24 protein-coding genes are annotated in these 26,569 nt (G+C 58.8%); all 24 read right to left on the reverse strand.

What is annotated here, in order from left to right:
* Window positions 1-14: 14 nt before the first annotated feature.
* Entirely contained in the window at window positions 15-833 is an 819-nt protein-coding gene (locus ETC00_RS05095; protein WP_171564871.1) for a response regulator transcription factor, read from the reverse strand.
* Window positions 834-857: 24 nt separating this feature from the next.
* Window positions 858-2,273, reverse strand: a complete 1,416-nt coding sequence (locus tag ETC00_RS05100) for a glycosyltransferase family 2 protein (protein WP_171564872.1) — start codon at window positions 2,271-2,273, stop codon at window positions 858-860.
* A 115-nt stretch (window positions 2,274-2,388) separates the two neighbouring features.
* Window positions 2,389-3,555: a HEAT repeat domain-containing protein gene (locus tag ETC00_RS05105; RefSeq protein ID WP_171564873.1), complete on the reverse strand. Its 1,167-nt coding sequence runs from the start codon at window positions 3,553-3,555 to the stop codon at window positions 2,389-2,391.
* Between the two features lie 45 nt (window positions 3,556-3,600).
* Window positions 3,601-5,820, reverse strand: coding sequence for a hypothetical protein (locus ETC00_RS05110; RefSeq protein ID WP_171564874.1), 2,220 nt, complete (start codon window positions 5,818-5,820; stop codon window positions 3,601-3,603).
* A 347-nt stretch (window positions 5,821-6,167) separates the two neighbouring features.
* Window positions 6,168-6,398 (reverse strand): hypothetical protein, encoded by a 231-nt coding sequence (locus ETC00_RS05115; protein ID WP_171564875.1) that lies wholly within the window; start codon window positions 6,396-6,398, stop codon window positions 6,168-6,170.
* 100 nt (window positions 6,399-6,498) lie between these two features.
* Window positions 6,499-8,280 (reverse strand): M3 family oligoendopeptidase, encoded by a 1,782-nt coding sequence (locus ETC00_RS05120; protein ID WP_171564876.1) that lies wholly within the window; start codon window positions 8,278-8,280, stop codon window positions 6,499-6,501.
* 119 nt (window positions 8,281-8,399) lie between these two features.
* Window positions 8,400-9,722, reverse strand: coding sequence for an MFS transporter (locus tag ETC00_RS05125; protein ID WP_171564877.1), 1,323 nt, complete (start codon window positions 9,720-9,722; stop codon window positions 8,400-8,402).
* 22 nt (window positions 9,723-9,744) lie between these two features.
* Entirely contained in the window at window positions 9,745-10,962 is a 1,218-nt protein-coding gene (locus ETC00_RS05130; protein ID WP_171564878.1) for a M20 family metallopeptidase, read from the reverse strand.
* Window positions 10,963-11,101: 139 nt separating this feature from the next.
* Window positions 11,102-11,659 carry an ECF transporter S component gene (locus tag ETC00_RS05135; protein ID WP_171564879.1) on the reverse strand — a complete coding sequence of 186 codons (558 nt, stop codon included), beginning with the start codon at window positions 11,657-11,659 and terminating at the stop codon, window positions 11,102-11,104.
* 63 nt (window positions 11,660-11,722) lie between these two features.
* A complete protein-coding gene (locus ETC00_RS05140) occupies window positions 11,723-12,559 on the reverse strand; it encodes an energy-coupling factor transporter transmembrane component T family protein (protein WP_171564880.1) in 837 nt (278 codons plus the stop codon).
* A 12-nt stretch (window positions 12,560-12,571) separates the two neighbouring features.
* Window positions 12,572-13,432: an energy-coupling factor transporter ATPase gene (locus tag ETC00_RS05145; RefSeq protein WP_171564881.1), complete on the reverse strand. Its 861-nt coding sequence runs from the start codon at window positions 13,430-13,432 to the stop codon at window positions 12,572-12,574.
* Entirely contained in the window at window positions 13,429-14,298 is an 870-nt protein-coding gene (locus ETC00_RS05150) for an energy-coupling factor transporter ATPase (protein ID WP_171564882.1), read from the reverse strand. The genes ETC00_RS05145 and ETC00_RS05150 overlap by 4 nt, the downstream gene beginning before the upstream one ends.
* Before the next feature lie 19 nt (window positions 14,299-14,317).
* Entirely contained in the window at window positions 14,318-15,076 is a 759-nt protein-coding gene (locus tag ETC00_RS05155; protein WP_171564883.1) for an SDR family oxidoreductase, read from the reverse strand.
* 13 nt (window positions 15,077-15,089) lie between these two features.
* The gene (locus ETC00_RS05160) at window positions 15,090-16,535 is read right to left on the reverse strand and encodes an aldehyde dehydrogenase family protein (protein WP_171564884.1); all 1,446 of its coding nucleotides are present in this window, start codon (window positions 16,533-16,535) and stop codon (window positions 15,090-15,092) included.
* Between the two features lie 3 nt (window positions 16,536-16,538).
* Window positions 16,539-17,615 carry a tartrate dehydrogenase gene (locus tag ETC00_RS05165; protein WP_171564885.1) on the reverse strand — a complete coding sequence of 359 codons (1,077 nt, stop codon included), beginning with the start codon at window positions 17,613-17,615 and terminating at the stop codon, window positions 16,539-16,541.
* Window positions 17,616-17,788: 173 nt separating this feature from the next.
* A complete protein-coding gene (locus tag ETC00_RS05170) occupies window positions 17,789-19,102 on the reverse strand; it encodes a sigma-54 interaction domain-containing protein (protein ID WP_171564886.1) in 1,314 nt (437 codons plus the stop codon).
* Entirely contained in the window at window positions 19,099-19,347 is a 249-nt protein-coding gene (locus ETC00_RS05175) for a hypothetical protein (protein WP_171564887.1), read from the reverse strand. Before ETC00_RS05175 ends, ETC00_RS05170 begins: the two co-directional genes overlap by 4 nt.
* A 123-nt stretch (window positions 19,348-19,470) precedes the next feature.
* Window positions 19,471-20,142: a GNAT family N-acetyltransferase gene (locus ETC00_RS05180; RefSeq protein ID WP_171564888.1), complete on the reverse strand. Its 672-nt coding sequence runs from the start codon at window positions 20,140-20,142 to the stop codon at window positions 19,471-19,473.
* Window positions 20,143-20,196: 54 nt separating this feature from the next.
* On the reverse strand, window positions 20,197-20,874 hold the full coding sequence (locus ETC00_RS05185) for a GNAT family N-acetyltransferase (protein WP_171564889.1): 678 nt from the start codon (window positions 20,872-20,874) through the stop codon (window positions 20,197-20,199).
* 16 nt (window positions 20,875-20,890) lie between these two features.
* Complete coding sequence (locus ETC00_RS05190) at window positions 20,891-21,748, reverse strand: carbon-nitrogen hydrolase family protein (RefSeq protein ID WP_171564890.1); 858 nt, start codon at window positions 21,746-21,748, stop codon at window positions 20,891-20,893.
* Between the two features lie 190 nt (window positions 21,749-21,938).
* Window positions 21,939-23,198, reverse strand: coding sequence for a M20 family metallo-hydrolase (locus tag ETC00_RS05195; RefSeq protein ID WP_171564891.1), 1,260 nt, complete (start codon window positions 23,196-23,198; stop codon window positions 21,939-21,941).
* Window positions 23,195-24,817 carry an amidohydrolase gene (locus tag ETC00_RS05200; RefSeq protein WP_171564892.1) on the reverse strand — a complete coding sequence of 541 codons (1,623 nt, stop codon included), beginning with the start codon at window positions 24,815-24,817 and terminating at the stop codon, window positions 23,195-23,197. The genes ETC00_RS05195 and ETC00_RS05200 overlap by 4 nt, the downstream gene beginning before the upstream one ends.
* A gap of 24 nt (window positions 24,818-24,841) precedes the next feature.
* The gene (locus tag ETC00_RS05205; RefSeq protein WP_171564893.1) at window positions 24,842-26,329 is read right to left on the reverse strand and encodes a sodium:solute symporter family protein; all 1,488 of its coding nucleotides are present in this window, start codon (window positions 26,327-26,329) and stop codon (window positions 24,842-24,844) included.
* Window positions 26,326-26,526 (reverse strand): DUF3311 domain-containing protein, encoded by a 201-nt coding sequence (locus ETC00_RS05210; RefSeq protein ID WP_171564894.1) that lies wholly within the window; start codon window positions 26,524-26,526, stop codon window positions 26,326-26,328. The genes ETC00_RS05205 and ETC00_RS05210 overlap by 4 nt, the downstream gene beginning before the upstream one ends.
* Window positions 26,527-26,569 lie beyond the last annotated feature (43 nt).

Raw genomic sequence — 26,569 nt, forward strand, 5'->3', positions numbered from 1 at the left:
GTTTATTTGTATGTCTAGGAGACTAGCAAGCGCTTGATGCGCCAGTCCAGCTCAATGGGGGAAAATGGTTTGGTGATATAATCGGCAACGCCTTTTTGGAAGCATTTGGTCATGTCTTCCTCCAGACGTTTGTCCGTCAGCACCACAATTTTGCATCGCGCTTCAGGTTTCTGCTGCTCTCGAAGCCAATCGATCACCTGAAACCCGTTCATCACCGGCAGCGTTAGTTCAGTGATTACCAGGTCAGGACGCAGCTGCAGGTATTTTTCCATCCCCTCTGCGCCGTCTATTGCGGTATGCACATCGTATCCGCTGCGCGCGAACCGAACCGCCAGGAGCTGCCTGACGACGGGGTCGTTCTCAATTAGCAGCAGGCGGTGAGGCCGCACAGACGGTTGGCACACGACAAACTGCAAACTGTCTGCGGCTCCGGCCTTTTGTTCCAGTCGCCGGATCACTTCCTGATACAACGCCTCGAACGAATCGCCGCTTTCGGGAAAGCTGGCAATGTAGACGCTCCCTTGCAGCCGGTGGCGCTCCTGCAGCCTCTCCTTGACTTGCAGCGCCAGATAGTGCGTATCGGCCAGCGTTGTGCCGTCCAACAAGAGGAACAGCACCTTTGACTCGTCGTCGTAAAAGACCTGAGCAGCCTGCCGGGGATCGCGATCCTGGATATACTGCTGCAGTCCGGCCCATTCCGGGTCACCGTCTGATTCGCATCGGGCGGCAATCAGACCGCACGCCAGGTTGCTCGCCTCGTAGTACCGCAAAAAATACGACAGCTTTTCGGCAAACCGGGACTCTGCCACACGTTGGTTACCGCTTGTAGGCATCTTCTCCACTCCTTTGCAGATGCGTCACGATTGTCGCGTCTCTACTTTCCAACTCTGCCGCGTCATGACACCCCACGTGTTGTTCTTGCGGAAAAACTCAATGTGACCGAGGAGGCGCCAAATCGCTCCCAATTGGTAGTACCCGAAAAACATCAGGAATCCGTATCCCAGCAGCTTGGCCAGATCGCTCATTTTCGGATAACGGCGGAACGCCCGCTCTTCCAGCAAAATGGCGCTGACGGTGAGCATGTAGCCGTACAAGAGGTTGATCGCCATAAAGACCAGAACGATGTGTGCATCGGTCATGTCCATCAAACTGTATCCGATCAGGGCGAGCAGCCCGGTCAGCTTGAAATAGGGATTCAGCGTTTCAAACATCACGTTGTAAGGCATGGTCAACAGGCCCATGATCTTATACTTCGGATTGAACAGCATGTGCCGGTATTCCAGCATGTTTTTCAGGTTACCCCGGCCCCAGCGCTTGCGCTGACTGCTCAAGATACGGAATGTGTCCGGCGCCTGCGTCCAGCAGACAGCATCGGGACAAAAGGCAACACGGTACTTCAGCTTGTTCTCCAGCATGTACTTGTGCAATTTAATGATGATGTTCATGTCCTCGCCGGGGTACCCTTCGCGGTAGCCGCCAACTTTGATCACGCAGTCTTTGCGGAAGAGGCCAAATGCCCCCGACACGATGATCAAGCCGTTGATCGAGCTCCATCCAATCCGACCGCCGAGGAAGGCTTTCATGTATTCGATGGTCTGAAACATCGGCAGCAGTTTGTCAGGAAGCCTCACTTTCTTGACGATGCCGTCCTCGATCAGGCAACCGTTGGCGATGCGCACGTTTCCGCCGATGGCGACGGTCTCTTCCGGATTTTCCATGTACACCTGTGCCATCCGGATGAGTGCGTCTTTTTCCAGCAAGGAATCGGCATCAATTGACGCGATCAGCGGATAGTGGGACAAGTTGATGCCTGCGTTGAGTGAATCCGCCTTGCCGCCGTTTTCCTTGTCGATGACATAGAGCTGCGGGTACTGCGGGTTGTGATAAATCCCTTTAACGGGCGACGAGTGCACCACATTGCGGATCCGGGCGTGCGGCTGCCGGATCAATCCAAATTCCTTGATGAGCACCTGCAGCGTATCGTCCTTGGACCCGTCGTTGATGACAATCACTTCGTACTGCGGATAATGCAGAGCCAGCAGGGAGCGAACGTTCTCGATAATCGTCAGCTCCTCATTGAATGCCGGCACCAGGATGGAGACGGGCGGGACCCGATCCGATCCGGCAAGTGACTGATAACGGGTATACCGGGAACGCTTCATGATCTTCGAGATGTTCAGATGCGAGAAGATGGTAATCAGCAGGTATATCGAGTTGACCACCATGACGTAGTACATGGCAAACAACCCGTAACCCAGCAACAGATCGCGCATAATTCCTCCTTTCCCTCCGAAGAAATCTTCCATCGTAGACCTTCCGATGAAGTTGGCTTTCTCTCACGGAAGTAGTTCGTGCTGCTATCTCCCTTCTCGGGGAAGTATTCCACGCTTATCCTGTCATATGGCCTGCCTGCTGCGTGTTGAAATAAGAGTGGTACATGGCCTGCTTGGTTTTGGCTCCTGCGGCACCAGCCTGACCGCTGTCGTCGCTCTCGCTGCGGAGCGCTTCCTGGATGTTTTGCATGGCCAGGTCGGCGATTTCAGGCTGCTTCGCCTGCGAAGCGATCTCGCACAGGGCTCTGAATCCGTCGTCGCCGAGTGCGGCCAGGCTGCGGGCGGAATTGTACCGCACCCACCAGTTCTCGTCTTCAATGGCCCGACTGAGCAGCGGCACATAGCGGTCGTCTGCCCATCTGCCGATCGACTTGGCCGTAAGCGATCTGATCTCCCAATCCGGGTGCGTAATGAGCGATTCCACCTGCTGTGGCGTCACCCCATCCCCTGAACGGAGCAGCAGCTTGGCTGCGTTGATGCGGATCTCTTTCTCGTCCGCACCGATCAGCTTCCACAAGCTGCCGAGCAGCTCCTGGTCAGCCGTGGACGGCATCCCGGCCATCGCAACCAGCACCAGCCGCCAATCGGAATGTTCGATCCACTCCCGCATCAGCGGCACAGGATCGACAGCCGACTCGCTCAGAATCTCGGCCATAAGCCGGGGCGATTCCGGAGAAAGGGCGACCATGTGCGTAACCATTTCACGCAGATCCGCCGTATCTCTGGCGCAACGGGCGATAGCGCGGGCGATGATAAAGCGGCCCGGTTCGTCTCGCTCCGTTTTCAGGACCGACAACAGCGCAGGAGCAGCCTGGCTGCACCCCATCGCTCCCAATTTGTAGGCAGCGTCCAAGCGGCTCACGCCAAACGAACGGGACAGACGGGCCAGTTCCATTTCCGGCAGCCCCAGCCGCTCAAACAATTCGGCCAGCCGCTCGCGGTGTCTTCCTTTGACGCGCTCCGCCAGCTCGATCAACTGCTCTTCCAACACTGCCAGGTCCCACTTGTCGAGCGGACCAATCGGGAGTTTCAACTCCTCATCCGCATCGAGATGAGCGATGACGTACGCCACATAGTCCTGCTGCTTTTTTCGTGCTTCGTCTTTCATGCGAGCCACACGCAGGTTTCGCCACTTGAACACGAGCAGGAGGACCATCCCGCTGACAATCAATGCGGATGCGACGCAGATAAACCCGTATGCGATCTGCAGATGTTGAAACATGCTTCTCGCTCTCCTCTCCTCTCCTCTAACTTGACTACCTTGCCACTAGCGGTCGGCCGGAATGGTCTGCAGCGCTTTCTGGTAGATCGAATAGCTCTCTTTGAGTCGTTCCGAAAACTGCGGCAGTTCCCACTCCCGCCAGGTATACCGCTCCCATGTCGAGAGCGGAACAACGGTGCCGTCCACTCCCTGGAGCCGTCCAGACGCTTTATCCCCCCGCAGGGCAATGATGCGAATCCCTTCGGTCTTGACGGCGTCAAACGACTTGGTATTGCCGTCTCGATAGCTCAGGACGTGTTTTGTACTTGGATCGGTAAACCCGATCAGCATCCAGGGAATGCGTACTTCCAACCACTCACCGTTGACCTGCCAGTGTGCCTGTGAGCTGTAGCCTTCTTTTCCAACAGCGGTCGTCCCCCGACGTAATTTTCCTACCACCACCTCCTCAAACGGATGGTACTGCTTCGTATCCGGGGGAGTCATCTCCAGGCTGACCGCCAGCTTCACCGGCGTAAACACTCCGGAATTGTCTTGGCGCTCTTCCTCCGGGATGCTCAACATTCCGAAACGCTCTCCGTACAGTCGGCGATGGAAATCGTATTGGGCCGCCAGTTTGACCTGGCTTTCCTGCTCGGTTCCCAGCACAGCGAGCGCCTCCAGTCCCTCATCCAGCGACAGTCCGGGCAGTTCGCCGGATTGCCGGTTGCCGCCCGGTATGGTGTCAAAGCCGAGGTACAACGTTTCTTTCTCCGGCTGAAACGCACCGTCCAACCGGGCCAGCAAGTAGACGTAAGCTTCGTCATGCGTCATCCAGATGTCGCGAAATCCTGGCATATGTGCCGGCATCTTTCGTTTTTCCTCCGCCGGCAGCCTGTCCCAATCGTCCGCCTTTCCGTCGATGACCAGATCATCTTCCTTGCCGGCATCCATCGCCAGAAGCCCGAAGAACGATTCATTGGTCAGTTCGTTTTTCCAGTACGCCCGCCGGTCTTCCGGGATCTCGAACCGCATGGTGTTCCAGGTCCGTTTAAACCATTCGTCCTGCCAGGTGAACAGTATGGCGCCCGAATACCCTTCGGCGTAAATCTCCTGAAGCAGTTCCGCATTGATGCGTCCCTGCTCGCGCTCGTCGTGTCCGCCCTGATCGCGTCCCAAGGGGCCAAGGTGCGCGACTCCCAAGGACGAGGGAACACCAAACTCGGTAACCATGACAGGCATCCCTTTGTGGTGGGACTTCAATTGCCTGAGGTAGGATTTGTACGGATCGATCTCGCCGCGCTCGTTTTTCACCGTCCTGACCTCCGGATCAAACCGGAAAAAGTCCGGATAATACGGATAGACGTGATAGGCGGCGAAGAAACCCGCCTCCCAGTTGACGTTCTGGATATGCGTCGGATCGACGCTGACCATGTCCTCGTGAATGATCGGTTCACCCGGATGGGAGAGCGGATCGGTCGTGACCCAGTTGGTAAACGTCACCGGATGCTGCCAGCCCCGTTTGGCTTCCAGTTGGGCTGTATAATCAAGCATCTCCGCCAGCCAGCTCTCAAACGGCGTGGCTGCGGGAGCGGCCTGAAAGTGACGCCCGTGATACATCGGTTCCTGTCTGCGCACTCGGTTTGTCTGGCTCACCATTTCCGGGTCCCATTCGGTTCCGATATGCCAGCCCAACAGGTAGGGACCGGCATTGGCTGTGTATGTACCACTTGCTTTGCCCTGCCGTTCGGGAATCTCGATGTCTCCGTACACCGCTCCAACGGCGTATTCGATTTCCTGGCGAAACTCGGTCTTGATCTCCGGTAAAAACGCATCCTTCTTTTCAATCAGCGCTTCTTCCGGCGACCAGATTCCCTGAATCAGGTAGAGCGGATCATCGGCGTGCTTCCGATTGAACTCCACCAGTGTCTCGTAGAAGACAGGCTGATGGATGGTGTAAATCCGCACGGCTCTGACACCCAATTCGTACATCTGGCCGAACCAGCGTTCGTAGTCTTCTTTTTGGATCGGCAGTTCGCCAGGATAATGCCCCGGCAGGGATGCCCCCAAGTTTATCCCTTTAACGAAGTAGGGTTTCCACGTGCTGTCTTTATACATCTGTAGCTGCTCGCCGTGCGTGCGGAATTTTATATGGTGTCCCTCCGACGTTTGCACCGTCTCAACCTGGGCAGACGTGGGAAACATCCACATGGCAAAGCCGACAGTGGCGCCGGCGAATCCCGCGAGGAGCAGCCAACTGATTCGTTTGCGAATCCCAGCCTTCTCCATCTCGACACTCCCCGATCACGTTTTACTCGGATTGACACGCCTGTCGGTCATTATACGGCAGGAAATTCCACACCGGCCATAGTCGCAGTTTCCTGCTTCACGAACACCTGTTTTGTAACGAAAATGTAATACAATTCCATTTTCGTGCCCAAATTCCCAGATAAATCATCAACCAGTCCTGCAACCTGTCAAGGACATATGGACAAAAGAAATGGAATGGCAGGATATGTAAACGCATACATAGGTCCATTTTACTTGAAAAAATTGGTATGTTGCTCCCAAAAAAGAAGCCTTCCACTTTACATGGAAGGCTGATTTATTACATGTTCTTTACAACAAGGCTGGGTCTACTGGTGGGTGGACTGTTGAGAGGAGTGTTGCTGGCCAATCTCGATTTTGCCCAACGCCTGTTTCATTTTGTCCAACTGCAACTGGTAATCCCGCACTACCTCGGTCAAGACGCTGACCGACTCCTTGAAATCGGGTTCATTCGTAATCCTGTCGATGGCTCTATGTAAATGGAGCATCTTGTTTTCCGTTTCCCGCAGAAGATCAAGCAACTGCAATCCGTTCACCACAATATCACCTCATCCTTTTTTTCATATCGTCTCCACCTGACCGGCTGGCTATACACACGTAAAAGCCCGACGGTAATCGTCGGGCTCTTGGGTAGGTCGGTTAGCTGCGGGATGCGGCCAGGGAGACGAATGTCTCCACATCCTCCGCGATCAGGGCGAGCGAGCCGCGCCAGAAATCGACGGAGCGGACGTCCACGTCCATGATGGCGGCAACGTCGGCTATGTTCATCTTGCCGGTGACCGCAAGCAATTGGTCGTACTGTTCAACAAACGAAGCGCCGCGCTTCAGGTACTCGGCGTACAGCCCTTTGGCAAACAGGAGGCCAAACGCGTACGGGAAGTTGTAGAAGTTGTAATCGGCAAAGTAGTAGTGCGGCTTGCACACCCACATGTACGGGTGCAGGAATTCGTGGTCCAGGCCGTCGCCGTACGCCTCTTTTTGCGCCTGCAGCATGATTGCCTTCAGCTCGTTGACGGAAAGCGAGCCGTTTTCACGGCGCTTGAACACCTCCGATTCAAACAGATAGCGGCTGTAGATGTCGACAATGACTTGTCCTTCGCCGGAGATGGCATTTTCCAAAATGGCAAACGCCTCTTCCTCGGTCGCCTGCTGAAGCGCCGCTTTGGCGATGATCGTCTCGCAGAAGATGGAAGCGGTTTCGGCAATCGGCATCGGATAGTCGCTGTTCAAAAACGCTTCGTCTACCAGGCACTCACCGTGATAGCCGTGTCCCAGTTCGTGGGCCAACGTGCTCACGTCGTTGTACGAGCCGGTGAAGTTGGCCATGATCCGGCTTTCCTTGACGACGTGCAGGTTGTGGCAGAACGCGCCGCCCCGTTTGCCTTCGCGCGGTTCGGCGTCAATCCAGCGGTTGTCAAACGCACGCGCGGCGTAGTTGGCCAGCTTTTCACTAAAGCTGCCGAAGTGTTTGACGATAAAGTCCCGCGCCTCTTGATACGTAAAGCGCATGTCCGCCTCTCCCACGGGCGCAAACAGATCGTAGAACGGCAGTCCGTTCGCGTGGCCCAACAGCTTCGCTTTCGTCCGGTAGTACTTGTGAAAGACGGGCAGGCTTTCGCGCATCGCGGTCAACATCGCGTCCAGCGTTTCCTTGTCCATGCGGGAGTCCTGCAGCGTTTTGTCGAGAGCAGATTCGTAGCCGCGCAGTTTGACGGTGGTGATCACCTCGCCCTTGATGCCGTTCAGGCAGGCTGCAGACGATTCCTCGATTTTCTTGTACGCGGCCAGTTCAGCCTCATACGCCGTCCTGCGCACTTGCGGATCTTTTTCGTAGGCCATGTTGCGCACGACCGACAGCGGCAGCTGTTTCGCTTCGCCATCGACGGTGATGTCTACCATTAGTGTGGAGGTGAGCAGTTCCTGCAGCTTCGACCATGCGTTGGAGCCGGTGTTTTTCATCTTTGCCAGAATGATTTCTTCTTTTTCGCTCAGCAGGTACTTTGCCTTTTGCGCCGTCTCGGTGAGGAAGAACCGGTGCGTTTCCAGCAGCGGAGACTGGCTGATCAGACTTTCCAGGCCGGAAAGCGATCCCAACCACTTTTGAAACTGGACGCCTGGCTCCACCAGTTCCACCGCCTGCTCCTGAATCCGCTCCACCAATTGCAGGGCGCGTTCGTTTTTTGCGTCGACACTGGCGGTCAGCTCGGCAAAATGATACAAACGGGACTGCGTTTGCAGCACAGACGTCAGTTTGGTTATGTACGTTTCCATTTTGTTCACGGCGTCATCCTGCCCATGCAGGTGCTCTTTGCTCCACGCTTTCAGTTCCTTCATCTCACTGCACAATTTGTCCCAATCTTTTTGCAGTTCCGGGGAATCGAAAGACGGGTACAACACGTCCAAACTCCAGCGCATCTCCATACACACGTGCCTCCTTAGCAACTTCTTGATCAATTCCTTCCTTATTGTAAAAAAAATCTTATGGAGTGAGCAAGTTTTTCAAAAGGAACCCCTACCCTGATTCCGGGTAGGGGCAACGCTTACACTTTCATCTTTGTTTCGGGATGCTGCACCAGGGTCTGCCGCTTGATCGCCAGCGTCAGCAGGGAGCACAGGAGTAAAAACCCGCTGAGAAAAAACAAGCTGGCTGTCATGCTGCCCGTCGCTTCGTTCAAATACCCGAGCGCATAAGGGCCGAGAAAACCGCCCAGGTTGCCGATGGAGTTGATCAACGCGATGCCCACCGCCGCCGCTTCCTCGCTGAGGAACAGCGCAGGCAGCGCCCAGAACGGTCCAAAGAAGCTGTATATTCCAGCCGTCGCCACACCCATCATGAGGACGGAGAGGTACGGATCGTCGGTAAAGGCGCAGATGATCAACCCGAGCGCTCCCACCGCCGGGGGGATAGCCGCGTGCATCCGCCGTTCCCCGGTACGGTCCGAGCGGCGGGCCCATGCAATCATCGCCAATCCGCCGATCACATAGGGAATCATCGTAACCAATCCCACCTGCGTATTGGTCAGCTTGCCGGACAGCAGCTTGATGATCGTCGGCATCCAGAAACCGATTCCGTACAACCCCACGACCAATGTGAAGTAAATCAGGGCCAGATGCCACACGCGCGGGTTGGCCAGCACGTCTTTGGTCGTATACCGCTTTTGGTGCTGTTTGGCCATCTGTTCGCGAGCCAGTTCCGCATTGAGCCACTGCTTTTCTTCCGCAGTCAGCCAATGCGCGTCATCGGGACGGTCCGTCAGGTAGAAATAGGTGACAACGCCGCAGATGACCGCCGGGATACCTTCCAGGATGAACATCCAGCGCCATCCCGGCATGCCAAACCAGTTGATGTTGTCCATGATCCAGGTGGAGATTGGGGCCCCGATGATATTGGAAGCGGCCAGCGCCGTCATGAACAAGGCAAACGCGCGCGCCTGCTCCCGTGCCCGAAACCAGTACGTGATGTACAAGATGATCCCCGGGAAGAAGCCCGCCTCTGCCACGCCGAGAAGAAAGCGGAGAACGTAAAGGTGCATGGCGTTCTGCGCCCATGCCGTGACGATCACGACCAGCCCCCAGCTCACAATGATGCGGGCGATCCAGATGCGGGCACCAATCCGGTGCATCAGGATATTGCTGGGTATTTCAAATAGAAAGTACCCGATGAAAAAGATGCCGGACACAAGGCCGAACACCTCGGCGCTCAATCCCAGCGCCTGGTTCATCTCCAGAGCCGCGTAACCCAAATTGACCCTGTCCATGAACGCAACGATGTACAGCAGAAAAATAAAGGGGATGATTCGCCGCATCACCTTGCGGACAGTCCGCTCGCCGACGGATGGCTGCACGGTTTGTTCCTGATTCATTGGCGTTCCTCCTTCGCGCATTTCAAGCGTGAACCGGCTGTGTCAGATAGGTCAGTGCGGACAGGGCAAACAGTTGGGTCGTCTCCACGAGTTGTGCGATGTCCACGTATTCGTCGACGTGGTGCGGGATGTGCCGGTCCCCCGCGCCGGTGGTCAGGATCGGGATGCCGGCCTTGTGCAAAAACGTCCCGTCGGTGGCGCCGGGCACTCCGTTGAAGACCGGCTCCTTTTTCGCCACTTCCCGGTATGCTGTCGCGACCGCCTGCACCACTTCCGCCTCCATTGGCGTCAACGTCCACGGGCGCTCCTCGATCACGTCCAGCACGGCCTTGAACTGGTCATCCTCGTGCGCCAGCCGCTCCAGAATGTCGTTCATCTCCCGGCGCAGCACATCGTGATCCTGACCGGGCACCGTGCGGATGTCCAGCGTAGTCATGCACTGATCGGGAACGACGTTGATCTGCGGTTCTCCCTTGACCGGGGCCTGCACAATCGTCGGCGTGATGCTGGGCCACCCGAGCATGGGATGCTCTCCCAGACGTTCCTTCTCTCGTCGTTCCAACTCCTCCAGTGCGAGTATCACCCGGGCCATGCGGGTGTTGGGATTCACCCCGGTCAGCGGCATGGCGCCGTGGGCCATTTTTCCGTAGGTCCTGAGGATCGCCCGCATTGCCCCTTTCTGCGTGATGCAAAGCTGGTTTTCCTCGGGCTCGCAGATGATCGCAGCATCCACACCGTCCGCCCACCCGCGGCGGATGAAATCCTTGATCCCGATCATCATGCCTTCTTCGTCGCAAGGGATGCAGAGCAGAATTTTGCCCGGAAATGGGATGGCGGAACGCTGAATCGCCTTGACGGCACAGATTGCCGCCGCCAGGTTGCCTTTTGTGTCGCAGGCGCCCCGGCCGTAGATGCGGCCGCCTGCGATCTGCCCGCCGAACGGGTCGTAGCTCCACGCGTCGCGGTCCCCCTCCGTCACGACGTCCGTATGCGCCTCAAAGAGAAGCGTTTTGCCCGGACGGCCGGAATCGTAAAAGGCGATCACGTTGGGCCGCCCCGGCACCACTTCCTCGTAAAATACCTGAAGTCCCATCTGCTGCAGGGTCTCGGCGACAAATTGGGCGACCCGCTCTTCGTTGCCATCCGGCTGACCTGGCCGATACACGCTCGGGATGCGCACCAACTCCTGCGTAAGGCGAACGACTTCCTGCTCATCTACATAGGAAATGACTTGATTCATGGACAATCTCTCCTCTCCAGATTCTGCACGGATACCGCGATGGGACGGCATTCCGCTGGTCCGTTTCCGTCAGTCCCCCTGCATCACAACTTCCGCCGCTGTCTCACATGCACGCAACCGACAGTACATCATCCCGCTATCACAAATCTCCTGAAATTTTTGACTTTTGTTTGCCGGCCGAGCCGATTTTCTTCCACGCCACCACGACAGCCAGCGTCACGATAACGGAGACGATCGCTTCCGGAAGGCCACTGAACACCGCTACGCTGGCAGCGACGCCGACCGGCATGTAGCCGCGGATAACCGCCATCCCGAGCACCAGGATCGTGTTTGTCATCGAACCCACAAAGCCGGCAAGGGCAATCGCTGCATGCTCGTTGAGACGCCGCAAACCCGTGTACGTCAGGTACGCCGTGACCCCGATAAACAGCCGCGGCAGGATGGCGACCAACGGGTCTTTAAACAGCGGAACTGTGGCATTTAAAAAGGAAGAAACACCGAAAATGAGACCAATCACCAACCCAACGCCCCACCCTTCCACAATGCCGCCGATCACTGCCGGGATGTGCATGATCGTCGCATTGCCTGCCGCCGTCGGGACCGGAATGAAGCCGAGACGCGTCACGCCCAGCAGGATGGCAATGGCCCCTAACACACCGGCGATCACAATTTTGCGAACCGTCAAGCCCTTTTCCATGCGTCTTCCCTCCTAATTGAATGCTGATTATTGGCGATTTTTCCGTCCAGCAAGCACTCTCCACTACCAGGGTATCGCCACCATCACCGCAGCCATGACCACGCTTGCAGCAATGACAGCGTAATCCCTGCCGTGCGCCTTGTAGTGGGCGTAGCGCGTCCGAGCCGCTCCCGGCGTGTAGCAGCGCGCCTCCATGGCGAGAATCAGGTCCTCCGCGCGAGACAGCGCCACGTTAAACAGCGGGATGAGAATCGGCAGCATGTCTTTCGTCCGTTTTACGATCCGCCACCACTCGCCGGTGCCAAAGTCGGCGCCGCGCGACGCCTGGGCCTTCATCATCTTTTCCATTTCCAGCGCAAAGGTGGGCACGAAGCGGATCGCGATGGTGATGATCAGGGCGAACGCGTGGACGGGAAACCGGATGGCTGCAAGCGGCCGTAACAGCCGCTCCATCCCGTGCGTCAGCTCGGTCGTCGACGTGCTGAGCGTCAGCACGCTGGAGAGAAAGATCACCTCCACAAACCGCATTGCCGACACGATCACCAGCCGAACGCTTTCGCTGGAGATGGTCACAATACCGTACTGGAGATAGATGGTCCCGCCTCGGGCGATTTCCCCGTAAAAAAGCAGCTGCAACACGGCCAAGATGAGGATGAACGGCACAGCCGGTTTTACCCCGGACAGGCCGTAGCGCAGCGGAATCCTGGCGAGGTGAAACAGCCACAAGCAGACAAGGAGACCGAACAGGTTGCCCGCGTAGGTGCCGCAGATCGCAATCGCGAGGATGAGGATGACAAAGGCGGCCAACTTAAACCGCGGATCGAGCCGGTGCACGATCGAACCTGTCGGCAGATACTGGCCGATCGTGATGTTTCGGGTCAATTCAAATTCGGCGGACATGCGAATCCCTCCTCACCGCCTGATCAACGTCACGATTTGCTCCGCTGCTTCTTCGGCACGGTACGCCCCCACATCGACCGAATACCCCTGGTCCCGCAGCCGGTAGAGGATGTCGACGCTCTCCGGCGTTCCGATCCGATGGGCGCGCAAAATCTCCTGGTTGCCAAAGATGTCGCGCGGGGTGCCTGTGCAGACGGTCCGCCCGCCGGCCATGACATAGACGCGGTCGGCCAGCCGGGCCACTTCCTCCATGTTGTGAGAGACGAAGATGACCGTCAGGCCTTCCTCTCGGTTCAGCCGGCGTATCCGCTCCAACAGCTCGTTGCGCGAACGCGGGTCAAGCCCGGCCGTCGGTTCGTCCAGCACCAGTACCTTGGGCGCAAGCGCCAGCACGCCGGCCAGGGCCACCTTCCGCTTTTGGCCGCCGCTGAGCGCAAACGTCGGTCTGTCTTTCATCTCCTGAAACGACAGCCCGACCAGCTCCATGGCCCACTGTACGCGGCGCCGCACCTCATCCAGCGGCAGCCCCATCTTGAACGGGCCGTACGCTACGTCATCGCCGACCAGCTTCTCGAAAATCTGGTCTTCCGGGTTTTGAAAGACCAGCCCCACCTGACGCCTGAGCGCTTTTACGTCCAGCTTCGGATGGGAGACGTCCAGCCCGTTGACGATGACGGTGCCGGACTGGGGACGGATCAAGCCGTTGAAATGTTGAATCAGCGTCGATTTGCCCGATCCGGTGTGACCGATGATGGCGATACACTCCCCTGCTGCCACCTGCATGGTCACGTCGGTGAGGGCGCGGTGCTCCAGCGGGGTGTTCTGCATGTACACGTGTGACAGATTCCGTACTTCAATGATCGGCTGACTCATGATCCGCTCGCCTCCGCCCGTTTAAGCGTGAGCCTGTTTACTTCCGCCACCACTTCCTCGTTGTGAATCAGCGCGGGGGAAAACGCCGGCACTTCCCGGTGGACCCATGCAGCAATCCGGCTGGCGTCCGGGACGTCCAAGTGAAGCTCACGCAGCCGCTCATGCTGGGCAAACACGTCCCGCGGGGTGCCCTGCAGCGCGATCCGGCCGCCTTCCATCACGATCACCCGGTCCGCTGCCGCCGCTTCTGACATGTGGTGCGTCACGTTCACGATCGTCATTCCTTCACGATGCAGTCTGCGGACGACAGCAAGTATCTCCTGCCGTCCGAAGCTGTCCAGCATACTGGTGGCTTCGTCCATCACCAGACACTGCGGTTTCATCGCGAGGACGCCGGCAATCGCGATCCGCTGCTTCTGTCCCCCAGACAGATGGTGCGGCGGCCGGTGGCGGAACGCGCTCATTCCGACGGACTCCAGGGCAAAGTCGACGCGCTGCTTCATTTCCTCCGGCGGCACGCCGATGTTTTCCAGCCCAAAGGCGACATCCTCCTCCACGATGGTGGCGACAAGCTGGTTGTCGGGATGTTGAAAAACCATGCCGACAAGGCTGCGGATCTCGTGCATCCGCTTCTTGTCCCGGGTATTGATGCCGTTTACCCAAACATCGCCTTCCCGCGGCGTCAAGATGCCATTGAGGTGTTTGGAGATCGTCGATTTTCCCGAGCCGTTGTGGCCAATAATGGCCAGGTGTTCACCCCGGTACACCTCAAAGGAGACGCCGTGCAGGACGGGAATCTGCTGTTCGTGGTTCACCTGATAGGAAAACGAGACGTTTTCTATGCGAATGAGCGGCTCGTTTGTCATGCGTTCCCCTCGCTTTCACTTAAATTCCCCGCCCGCCGTCCACGTTGACAATTTCCCCGGTCACCATTCGGGACAAGTCGCTGCACAGATAAAGAGCAGCATGAGCGATATCGTCCGGCTGGATCAGGCTGCCGAGCGGGACGCTGCTGACAAAGATCTCCTGCGTGTCCCTGGAGATTTTCTCCGCATCCCCGCTCATGAATTGGCGCAGCATCGGCGTCTCCGCCGGACCGGGATTGATCCCGTTTACGCGAATCTTGTAGGGAGCCAGTTCGATTGCCAACGCCTTGGTCAGCATGATCGCCGCTCCCTTCGAGGCGCAGTACGCGTTTAGTCCCGGGCGGGCGCGGATGCCGGCGATCGAACAGATGTTGAGGATCACGCCGCTTCCCCGCTGTTTCATGACGGGAACGACGTACCTGGACGTCAGGTAGATGGACTTGACATTGACATCCATGATCCGCTGCCACAGCTCTTCCGACACCTCCTCGACCGGGGTAAACGTCATCGGCACCCCGGCGCAGTTGACGACGGCGTCCACCGTGCCGAATCGCTGAACTGTACGCTCCACCATCACCTTTACTTCGGCGTCAACGGCCACGTTTGCCGGAACCGCCCATGCGTCAGAGCCGCACGCTTCGGCTGTCTCCCGGGCGGCTTCCCCGTTCCAATCGACGACGGCCACCCGCGCCCCCTCCCGCACAAAGCGGCGGCAGATCGCTTTTCCCATGCCGGAACCGCCACCCGTGACGATAACCGCCTTGTCTTTCAACAGCATTGGCACGCCCCCCCTACTGTTTCAGATTCATCACGACCATGCGCAGGTCGGTCATCTCTTCGATCGCGTAGCGCGGCCCTTCCTTGCCCAGACCGCTGTTCTTGATGCCGCCGTAGGGCATCACGTCATTGCGGTACGTGGAGACGTCGTTGATGATGACGCCGCCGTACTCCAGCACCCGTGCAGCCCGCATGGCAATGTTCAAATCGTTGGTGAAAATGCCTGCCTGCAGGCCGTAGCTGGATGCATTGGCGACGGCAAAGGCTTCCTCGATGGTGCGGTAAGGGATGATGGTGACGACCGGGGCGAACACCTCCAGACAATTTACCTTCATCTCCGGGGTGGTTCGCGTCAGCACCGTCGGATGGAACACGGCTTTGTCCCGCCGGCCTCCGCAAAGCAGCTCCGCCCCCTGCGCGACAGCTTCCTGCACCCAGTTTTCCGCTCGGATCGCTTCCGCTTCGCTGATCATCGGCCCGACGTCCGTCTCCGGGTCTTCCGGATCGCCCACGCGCAGTTGACGAACCTCGTGCAGGAATGCCTCTGTAAACGCTTCGGCGACACGCTCGGCCACGAGGATTCGCTGCACGGCGATGCAGGCCTGCCCCGCGTTGTGAAAGCTGCGCTGGGCGATCAGCTTCGCCGCCAGGTCAAGGTCGGCGTCTTCGTGGACGATGTTGGGGGAGTTGTTGCCCAGCTCCAGCGCCACGGGTCGCAGGCCGCTGCGCTGCTTGATGATGGCGCCCACCTCCGCCGAGCCGGTAAAGGTGTACATGGCGATCCGGGGATCGTCCAGCATCCATTCTCCCACCTGGCTGCCGGAGCCGGTGACGATGTTGACGTGCCCTTTTGGAAGGCCGGCTTGTTCCAACAGTTCCACCAGCAGAAAGGACGCGATCGGCGTGGCGGTCGCCGGTTTCAGCACCACTGTGTTGCCTGCGGCGATGGCGGGAGCGACCTTATGCGTGCCGAGGAGCAGCGGATAGTTGAACGGCGTAATCGCCCCGATCACCCCTTTGGGCACGCGGATGGCAAAGCCGATCCGGTTTTCCGCACCCGGCGTAGCCGCGAGGGGCACCATCTCACCGGCAATCCGCTTTGCTTCCTCGGCCGACAGCCGCAGTGTATTGATGACACGGTCCAGCTCGCCCCGGGCGTCTTTGCGTGTCTTGCCCACTTCCCTGACCAGCGACAGTTCCAATTCCTCCCGGCGTTGTTCGGCAATCCGGCTTGCCTCCAGCAGGATGTCTGCGCGCATGCTCGGCGTCAGGGTGCTTCGGCGGAACGTCTCCAGCGCGCATGTGACGGCGTCTTCCACGTGCTGCCGCTTTGCCTTGGCGATCGTGGCGATGACCTCGCCCGTATACTTGTGAGTGACGGGAATGCGCTCGTCTGTCTCCACCCATGTACCGTCGATGTACAGTCGGTAGTGATGCACCTGTGCCTGTGTCCTTTCCATAGGTCATCCTCCCCTGCGGTATAGTTGTTCACGGATGGCCTGCCCCATCTCCCGCGTGGTGGCTGTCCCGCCGAGGTCCGGCGTGCGGACGCGCCGCTCCGCCAGGACGTCTTCGATGCTGTCCAGCACCAACCTGCCCAGTTCCCGCTCGCCCAGGTGATCCAGCATCATGCTCACGCTCCAGATGGTCGCGATCGGATTGGCAGTGCCTGTGCCCGCGATGTCGGGCGCCGATCCGTGAATCGGTTCAAACATCGAAGGGTAGTTTTTTTCCGGATTGATGTTGCCGGACGGGGCCAATCCCAGCCCGCCGACGAGGGCCGCACCCAGGTCGGTCAGGATGTCACCGAACAGGTTGCTGGCGACGACGACGTCAAACGTTTCCGGGCAGCTGACAAAATAGGCGGACAGCGCATCAATGTGTGTCAGCCGGGTCTCAATCTCCGGGTACTCCAGGCTCACTTCCTTGACGATTTCGTCCCAAAACGGCATGGAGTGGTTGATGCCATTGGACTTCGTCGCCGCTGTCAGGCGCCGCTTGCCGGTTTCTTTTGCCAGCCGATAGGCGTAGCGCACGATCCGCTCCACGCCGTAACGGGTGAAGACGTTGTTTTGCACCGCCAGCTCATACGGTGTGCCCTCGTGCAGGCGTCCGCCCATGTTGGAGTACTCACCTTCTGTGTTTTCCCGCACGACGACAAAGTCGAGATCGGCGTGCCCCTTGCAGCGCAGCGGACTCTCCAGCCCGCGCAGCAGCTTGATCGGCCGAAGATTGACATACTGCTGAAACGCTCGCCGGATCGGAAGGATCAACTCCCAGACGGAGATGTGATCAGGCACGCTGGGATCACCGATCGCCCCGAGCAGGATGACGTCAAACTGCCGCAGGGTCGTCAGGCCGTCCTCCGGCATCATCCGCCCGTGCTCCTGGTAATACCGGCAGTTCCAGGGAAAAGTCGAGGTCTCAAAGGCAAGTCCGCCGTGAATCTCGGCAGCCGCCTGCAAGAGAGCGAGTCCCTCCTCCATCACCTCCGGTCCGATACCGTCTCCGGCAATGACCGCGACCGCGTAATGCTTCATCGTGGCTCCTCCTTTGCCATGAGGATGCCCTTTTTCACTTGCAAATCCCATACCACAGTCGGTATATTCATAATTTTCAGTCGTATTGTGGCATGTACGGTCGCTACTCGTTGCATGGCGTACACTCGTTGTTGCAAAACGTGCAACATGTGTTGCAATCCATGCAGCATGTGTCACCGGCGCGTTCCGTTGTATCCGTACTTTTTCAGCTTTCGCCACAGAGTAGTCCTGTCCATGCCGAGTATCTTCGCCGCCTCCATCCGATTTCCCTTTGTCTCTTCCAAAACTTTCCGAATCAGCATGGCTTCCTCAGATTCGCCCGGCTGCGGTCTATCGCGGACACGCTGGATTTTGCTGACAAAAAATTCGGCATCAGACGCGTCCAGGCGGTCGGATTGACACAACAGCACCATGCGCTCTACCACGTTGCGCAGTTCGCGCACGTTGCCGGGCCAGTTGTGCTGCTCCAGCAGGGCAAAGATCGCCGGGTCCACCTCCCTGATCGCTTTGTCTCTTCGCTCGCCCACCTCGTGAATGATCGACCAGACCAGGTCGGGGATGTCTTCTTTCCGCTCTCGCAGCGGAGGGATTTCCAGCGTCAACACGTTCAGCCGGTAGTAGAGATCGGAGCGAAACTGGCCGGACGCTATCTGCTGCTCCAGATCGCGGTTGGTCGCAGCGATGATCCGCACGTCGACGGGCACGATGCGCTCCCCGCCGATTCGCCTCACCTTTTTCTCCTGCAGGACGCGAAGCAAAAGGGCCTGGATCGGCAGCGACAGCTCACCGATTTCGTCCAGGAACAAGGTGCCGCCGTGGGCCAGCTCAAACAGCCCCGGCTTTCCTCCCCTGCGCGCTCCGGTGAATGCTCCATCCTCGTAGCCGAACAATTCGCTTTCCAACAGGTTGCCGGGCAGAGCAGCGCAGTTGACGGCGATGAACGGACCGGCCGAGCGTTGGCTGACCAGGTGAATGCCCTGCGCAAACAGCTCTTTTCCCGTCCCGGTCTCCCCCGTAATCAGTACGGTCGCCTCCGTCTTTCCGAAACTGGCCGCCCACGCTTTCGCCTCGCGGATGGCCTGCGAGCAGCCGACGATGTCTTCCAGCCTGTATTTGGCCTCCAGTCCGCTCTCCATGTAGTGCTTGCGGATGCGCATTTCCATTTTTTGTACGTCGGTGATCTCCTTGAATGTGGAGACTGCTCCCACGATCTCGCCATCCACAATGATCGGCAGGCGGTTGATGATGATCTGCCGGTTGAGCACGGTAGCGATGTCGCCGATCTCCTTTTTGCCGGTCGCCAGGATGCGCAGCATGTCGGAATTCGGAATGTAGCGGGTGATCTTCTCTCCGACGATGTCGGCGGGGAGGCCGAGGATTTCGATCGCGTTCTTGTTTACCCAGATGACGGTGGAATCCCGGTCGACGGCGATGATGCCGTCATGCGAGGCGTCCAAAATGGCCTGGATGTGGATGTTGCTGTTCACTTTGCCGCATCCCCCTCTTGCGCCCGGTCCACCAGGGCGTTCACTTCCGCGGGCGGTTTTCGCGCCGTTCGCCGTTTGGTCCTGCGCTTCTTCTGCCTGAGGACCACCAGCGCCGCCAGCATCAACCCCAACGTTGCCAGCTGAATCGGCTGCACCATCTCGGGGACTACCCACCCGCTCATCCCGAGCAGATGGAATAGTACAGCCACGTACAGCAGAATGGCGGCCAGATTTTTGGCTTTCATCTCCCGTCACTCCTTTTTCCCGGCGTGGGGACGAGTTCATTTTCTGTGGGTGCAAGAAACTCCCGTGAAGCGCCATCGGCTCCACAGGAGTTTTTCAAGTGTCCGGCAGCCACCGCGTTCCCGTCAGATCGGACGAAGGGGGACGCGGTCCATTCCGGACAGGCGTTCCACCATCTCCACCCACGCCTGCGGCTTTTGCGGCAGGACGGCGTAGTAGCGGGTGAGGAAGGTGACGATCAGATCGGCTTCCAGGCTGTCCTGGTCCTCGTTAGTCGGCAGGAAGCACAGGTCAAGACCGGAAACGGCCTCGCCGTCATTTTGCCAGGACGGATGGACATACGGGAAGTCAATTCGCTTGTACCCGAGATGGGACAGCACTTCCCGCCGCACGAATGGGTCCATCGGCTTGATCCCGCCAAATTCGTGGTTCTCTACCCGGTACGGATCGTAAATCTCTGCGAACATGCCGTATAACTGCTTGCCCTGCACCGCAGCGAGGGCGTTCAGGTCCTTTTGCCGTTCAAGCGCGAGAAAACGTCCGATGCCAAGCCCCTCCCGCCCGATAATCGTAAAGTCGGTCATGGCCACGTTCAGGTCGGCGTAGTAGCGGTACTCGGTCGCCCCTACGACCTCGCCTTCGTGGACGGCCACAAATACGCGGATGCCCGGGTCTTCCAGCGGTTCTTTCCACAAGTCAAACGCCAGCACTTCTTCCGGCGGAAACACTTCCTGCATCAGGCGATGCATGCGCGCAAACAAGGGATCGTCAATGCTTGCAATGCGAATGTACTGCACGGATCTATTCCTCCTCGCCTATATTTATGGGCGCTCGATTGTCTGCATGGAGCACTATTGTCTCGTTGCGGACATAAAGGGGTTTTTCCACTCCATCAGCGCAGCGTAATTGCGAGATTCTTCGTCTTCCAGGTAGTTGGCCACCACTTTCAGGGGTGTGCGGCCGCAGCGCATCAGAAACGTCACGACCGGATCCTTCAGATCCCCCGCTACCACCTTTTCCAGGTACGCTTCCGCCGTCATTTGGTCGGCGTACCGGCCGTAGCCGGGCATGCGGCCGCCTCCCAACAGGCGCTTCAGCCCTTTGTGGACGACCAGTTCGTACATTGCCTGCATCATCCATTTGCCCAGCCCCAGCTTGCGGTGGGACGGACGGATGCAGATGTCCACGATGTACAGGGTGTCTCCGTTGGGATCGTGGTTGCGAATGTAGCCGCTGTCGGTCACTTCCTCCCAGGTGTGGTCCGGGTGGGCCGGGTCAAACGTGACCAGCAGGCCGGTGATGGAGCCGGCGAGGACGCCGTCCACCTCGACGCAGACGGCTCCCTCGGGAAACAGGGTGACGTGGTTGGTCAGCTGCTCCTTGTTCCACCACAGTTCCGAGGGAAACGGCGGCGGAAAGCTCTCCTGCTGGATCCGGATCAGCTCGTCAAAGTCGTCCGGCGTATAATTGCGGATCATCGCCTTGACCGGCTTGTCCTGATCAAAGACGTACAGCTCTTTGCGGTACATGAGGCTTCCCTCCGTTTTACTTCCAATCAGGATACAGGTCGATGCGGCGATCGCGCCAGGTGGTGACGGAGCCTTTTTCCCGCACGTCGTACAGGAGCTGCAGATCCAGGTCGGCGGTGACGATCATGTCGTGGTTGATCTCCCCTTCTGCCAGGACGCCGCGCGGCGGGAACGGCACGTCGTTGGGCGTCAGCACGGCCGCTTGCCCAAAGTTGGCCCGCATGAAATCGACCGTAGGCAGCGAGCCGACAGTGCCCGTGACGACTACGTACACCTGGTTTTCAATGGTGCGCGCATGGCTGGTGTAGCGGACGCGGTGGAACGCGTGCCGATCGTCGGTGCACGACGGGCAGAAGATGACGTCGGCACCGCGCGCCTTGGCCATCCGCACCAGTTCGGGAAACTCGATGTCGTAGCAAATGATCACGGCGATTTTCCCTTTCTCCGTCTCGAAAATCTCCAGTCCGTCTCCTGCGCCCATGTTCCATCCCTTGATTTCCCACGGGGTGATGTGGACCTTTTTCTGACGGCCGACACGTCCGTCCGGGTAAAAAAGGAAGGCTGTGTTGTAGAGCCGGCCGTTTTCTTCAATGATGTGGGTGCCGCCGATGATGTGCATGCCATGCCGGGCGGCCAGCGTGGAGAACAGATTGACGTAGTCCTCCGTAAACGATGGGAGGGCGGTAATGGGCAGGGCGCTGCCTGTCCCGTCGCCAATTGACATCAGCTGCGTGGTGAACAGTTCCGGAAACAGCAGGAATTCCGTTTCGTACTCCTCCGCCGTTTTCACGTAGTGCTCCACCTGGCGGGCAAATTCATCAAAACTTTGTATGGTATGCAGGTGATACTGCACCGCGGAGACGCGCATCTTCATGAAGACGATTTCCTCCTCGCAATATTCGTGATAGCTAAACTATAGCAAAAAAGCGCGCCAAAGTCTTCCTGCGGCCGCACTTTTGCCGCAGGTATCCTGAATACGGAACACGGCTGTCTGTACCAGGACAGACAGCCGTATGGAGAAATGCCGATTGGCGAAACCCATGACAGCCGGCGTTCACTAACGCCTATCGGAGCGCGGCCATCCGCAAGGCGGTGCGGTACAACAGTTCAGTGCCGAGCGCGATGTCTTCGGGGGAGGCATACTCCTGCGGGTTGTGACTGATGCCGTCCTTGCAGCGGACGAAAATCATCCCGTACTCGCAAGCGTAGGAAAGCGCCAAGGCGTCGTGGAACGGGCCGCTCATCAGTTCGGGCGTCGTAAGTCCCATCCGTTTGCTTTCCTCCCGCATCACTGCCTTGATCCACTCGGCGCAGTAGCGCGGCTCGCTGTTTGTGTCTTCGGTGATCGTGTACGCAAGTCCGCATTCGACCGCGGTCTGTTCGATTACCTCGCGCAGTTCCGCCTCCCGCCGGTTTCGCCGGTCAAGGTCGATATCGCGCAGGTCGATGCTGAACCTGACCCGCTCCGGGATGATGTTGCGCGAATCGGGGAAGACCTCCAGATGGCCGACGGTTCCCACCGTGGGAGCGTTCGGGTCCTGACTGGCGATCTTGTTCAGGGCGGCAATTACCTTGGCGGCCCCCACCAAGGCGTCACGTCGCATCGACATCGGCACGGAGCCGGCGTGACCGGCAAAGCCGGCAAATTCCACAGTCCACCAGAGCGGACCGGAGATGCCGGTGACAATGCCGACGGGCTGCCCCGCCTGATCCAGTACCGGCCCCTGCTCAATGTGCAGTTCCAGATACGCCCCGATTGCCCCGGCCGGATAGACGGAGTCGGCAAGCCGCTCCGGGTCACAGCCAAAGTCGATCAAGGCCTGTCTGCGCGAGATGCCGTTTTTGTCCGTTCGTTCCAACTCTTCGGCCTCCACCTGCCCGAGGATGCCGCGAGAGCCGAACAGCCCCTTTTGAAACCGGCAGCCTTCTTCATCGCAAAATGCGACCACCTCAATCGGCCGCTCTGGCTGAAATCCGTTTTCGATCATCGTCTGCACCGTCTCCAGCCCGCCGAGCACGCCGATCGTGCCGTCAAAACGGCCGCCATACGGCTGGGAGTCGATGTGCGAGCCGATCATCAGCACCGGCGCATCCGGCTGTCTTCCCTCCAGCCGCCCGATCAGGTTGCCAAAGTGGTCGATCCGCGTCGTGAGTCCCGCCTCCTCCATCCAGCGTTTGACCAGTTCCACGCCCGCCCGGTCCTCGGGGGACAGCGCCAGCCGGCACACCCCCGTCTCCCCGATTTTGCCGATTTGCGCCAATGCCTCGATCCGCTGCTGCAAGCGTTCCCGGTTGATCGCAAGCGCTCCTGCCTCGGTATTCATCCCTTCATGACCTCCCTGCCCTGTTTTTGGTAGACAATCTCTCCGTCGATCATGGTGAGCTCCACTTGCAGGTCCCTGATCCGCTCCGGTGCTGCGTCGAGAATCCGCCCGTTCAAGACGACCAGATCAGCCAGTTTTCCCGCTTCGATGCTGCCTTTGATGTCCTCTTCAAAGCTGGCGTAGGCGCCGTTTACGGTAAACAGGCGAATCGCCTCCATCACCCCGATCCGCTGACGGTCCCCCACGACCCGTCCGCTTTTGCTCCTGCGGTTGGCGGCGGCGTGAATGCCCAACAGCGGTGAAAAATCCGTCACTGGGCAGTCTGAACCCCCTGCCGACACGATACCGCTTTGGAAAAAGTCGCCGACGGGATACATGTGGCTGACCCGATCGCCGATGCTCCGGACGTAACCGTCGCCGTACTCGTAGAGAAAGGCGGGATTGGGAATCGGCACGACGCCAAGACGGGCCATCCGCTCGACCAAGTCGGGGGCGGAGACGCCGGCGTGCTCGATGCGGTGGCGGTGGTTGCCCCGCGGATGTTTGCGCAGCGCGTCCTCGATACAGTCGAGCAGCAGGTCAATGGCCCGGTCCCCCTGTGCATGAGCGGTAATCTGGAACCCTTTTGCATGCGCTTCTCCCAAAATCGTATGCAGCTCGTCCCGGTTGTAGTAGAGGATTCCGCAGTCGCCGGGACGGTTGTCGTACGGCTGCCGCATCGCCATCGTCGCTGCGGTGCTGGCTCCGTCCACGAACACTTTGGCGGGGCCAATCCGAAACCGCTCGTCTCCCAACCCTGTCACGACACCTGCCTCCATCATACGGCGGACGAAGGCGTCTGACTCGTTCAACGCGCAGATCATCGCGTAGATCCGCACTTTTACGTCGCCGCTCCGCACCGCTTTCTGCATCGCCCGCAGGTTGTCCGGCCCGTATCCGCCCGCGTCGTGCACACTGGTGATGCCCGCGGCCACAAAATCGTCCGAAGCCAGGCGCAGGGCTCTCCGGTACTCTTCCTCGCTAAATGCCGCCGTTTCAAACATCTTCATGTGCGCCGTTTCCACCAATAGTCCCGTCAGCGCCCCCGTCTCGTCCCGGTCAAGCCGTCCCCCCTGCGGATCGGGCGTATGTTCGTCAAACCCGGCCAAGGCGAGCGCCCGGCTGTTGACGACGGAGTGATGGGCGCAGGTCCGCATCACGAAAATGGGATGCTCCGTCGACACCTCGTCCAGTTCCTGCCTGGTAGGGTAACGCCGTTCCTTCATCCGGTTTTCGTCAAATCCGGAGGCGCGCACCCACGATCCCGCCGGCGTCCGTTCCGCCTGCCGCTTCAACGCCTCCAGCAGGCCGTCCACCGAGTCGATGCCCGCCGCCTTGCAGTCCACCCCCAATTTGTTCGTGCCGTAGAGTGTGATGTGCAGGTGGGCGTCGATGAATCCCGGCAGGAGACTCCTGCCTTCCAGATCAATCACGCGCGTGCCCGCGTGCACATGGCGGCGCATCTCTTCGTCTCCGCCCACGGCGACGATACGGTTTCCGCTCACCGCCACCGCTTCCGCCACGCGGTTTTGCGTGTCTGCCGTCACTACCTGTCCGTTCAGAAAAACGATGTCAGCCATCTCATCCCCTCCCTTTTCCTGCCCCTAGATTGTCGGCGACTTTTCCGCCGCTGCCCGAGTCCCGGACGCTGTCAGCCGGGCGGTCAGGACATGGACCACCCCCATCACCGCCACGTTGATGAGCAGGGCAATCACGCCCACGTTGATGTCCTTGATGAAGGCCGGCAGTGATGGAAACAGTGTGCCTATCGTCACATCGGCCACCGTCACGTAGACAACCGTCAGCACGCCGCAGGCAATGCCCGCAAACGCACCGTACTTGTTGACCAGCGGACGTGCGGGCAGGCTGAACAGCAGCGCCGGAAACAACTGCGTCACCAGGCTGTATCCCATCAACAGCAGCGTGACCAGCGCCTCTCCCCCGCTCAGCGTGTAATACAGGCAGATCAGCGAGAGCACGGGCACCAGCCCTTTGGCGATGCGGCCGATCCGCTCTTCTGTGGCCGCAGGCACAAACACGTGGATCACGTTTTTCGCCAACAGGGTGGCAGCCGTCATCAGCAGCATCGACCCGGGCACCAGGGCCGTGAGCAAACCGGCCGCGCCGATCAGTCCCACCACCCAGGGGTCAAACGTCCGTATCGACAGCCGCAAAAGCGACAGGTCGCCCTCCGCTCCCTGCAGTCCGGGAACCTGCAGGATCGCGGTGAATCCAACGAAGAAGACGAACAGCAGCATCAGGGTATAAAGCGGCAGCACGACCGTGTTTTTGCGAAACACGTTTTCATTTTTGGCGGAAAACACGGAGCCGAACGTATGCGGCCACATGTAAAACCCGAACACGGTCAAGAGCACGGTGGAGACAAACCAGGAGATGCTCATCCCTTCGTCAGGGAAAATCAAGAAGCCCGGCTTGGCCGCATCCACCGCTTCAAACATCGGCTGTATCCCGCCGTAGTAGTGATAGGGCAGATACAGTCCGAGGAAGACGACCACGAAAAAGATCATGATGTCCTTGATTACCGCCGTCCAGGCGGAGCCGTGAATGCCGGAGATCATGACGTAGATGGTCACCGCCAGCACGCCGATCCAGACGGCGGCCGTCGGAGCAATCGTCCCGTACGAGGTCTCCGACACGATAATCCCGAGCCCTTTAAACTGCAGCACCAGGTATGGAATGATCGCCAGCACGCCAACCGTGGAGACAAGGATGCCGAGCATCGGACTGTTGTACTTGCTGACGAAAAAATCGGGTTGGGAAACCAGCCTGTGCTCCTTGGCGTACCGCCAGATAGGCGGCAGCAGCCAGTAGGACAGCACGTACGCAAGCGAAATGTATGCCAGCACGTAGTAGGAGGGGGCGCCTTTCGAGTACGCCCAGCCGCTGCCGCCCAGAAACGTGAATGTGGTGTAGATCTCGCCGGCAACGAGCAGGAAGATGAAGACCGATCCAAAGCCGCGCCCGCCTACCGTCCACTGCTCCATGTTCATGTCTTTTCCTCTCTGGGCGCGGATGCCGAGGAAAAGCGACAGGGCAAGAAACAGAAAAAGGATGACGAGTGCCGGATTCACAGCTTCTCCCCCTTTCTGTCGGATTGGTCCAGCTTGTTGACGGCCAACATGATAAGCGAGGTCAGCACCACCCACATGACAATCCAAAACAGCACAAAAGGCATGCCCAACACGTACGGTTCCACCCGGTTGACAAACGCCACCCCGCCCAGCATTCCAATAAACGGCAGCGCACCCAGCGCATATTTGACCTTCATTCTCATCCCCCTTTTGGTATGCGGTTTGTCCCATTGCCGGCCG

It is taken from the genome of Brevibacillus sp. MCWH, from assembly GCF_013096935.1.
In the GTDB taxonomy this organism is placed as follows: Bacteria; Bacillota; Bacilli; order Brevibacillales; family Brevibacillaceae; genus Brevibacillus; species Brevibacillus aydinogluensis.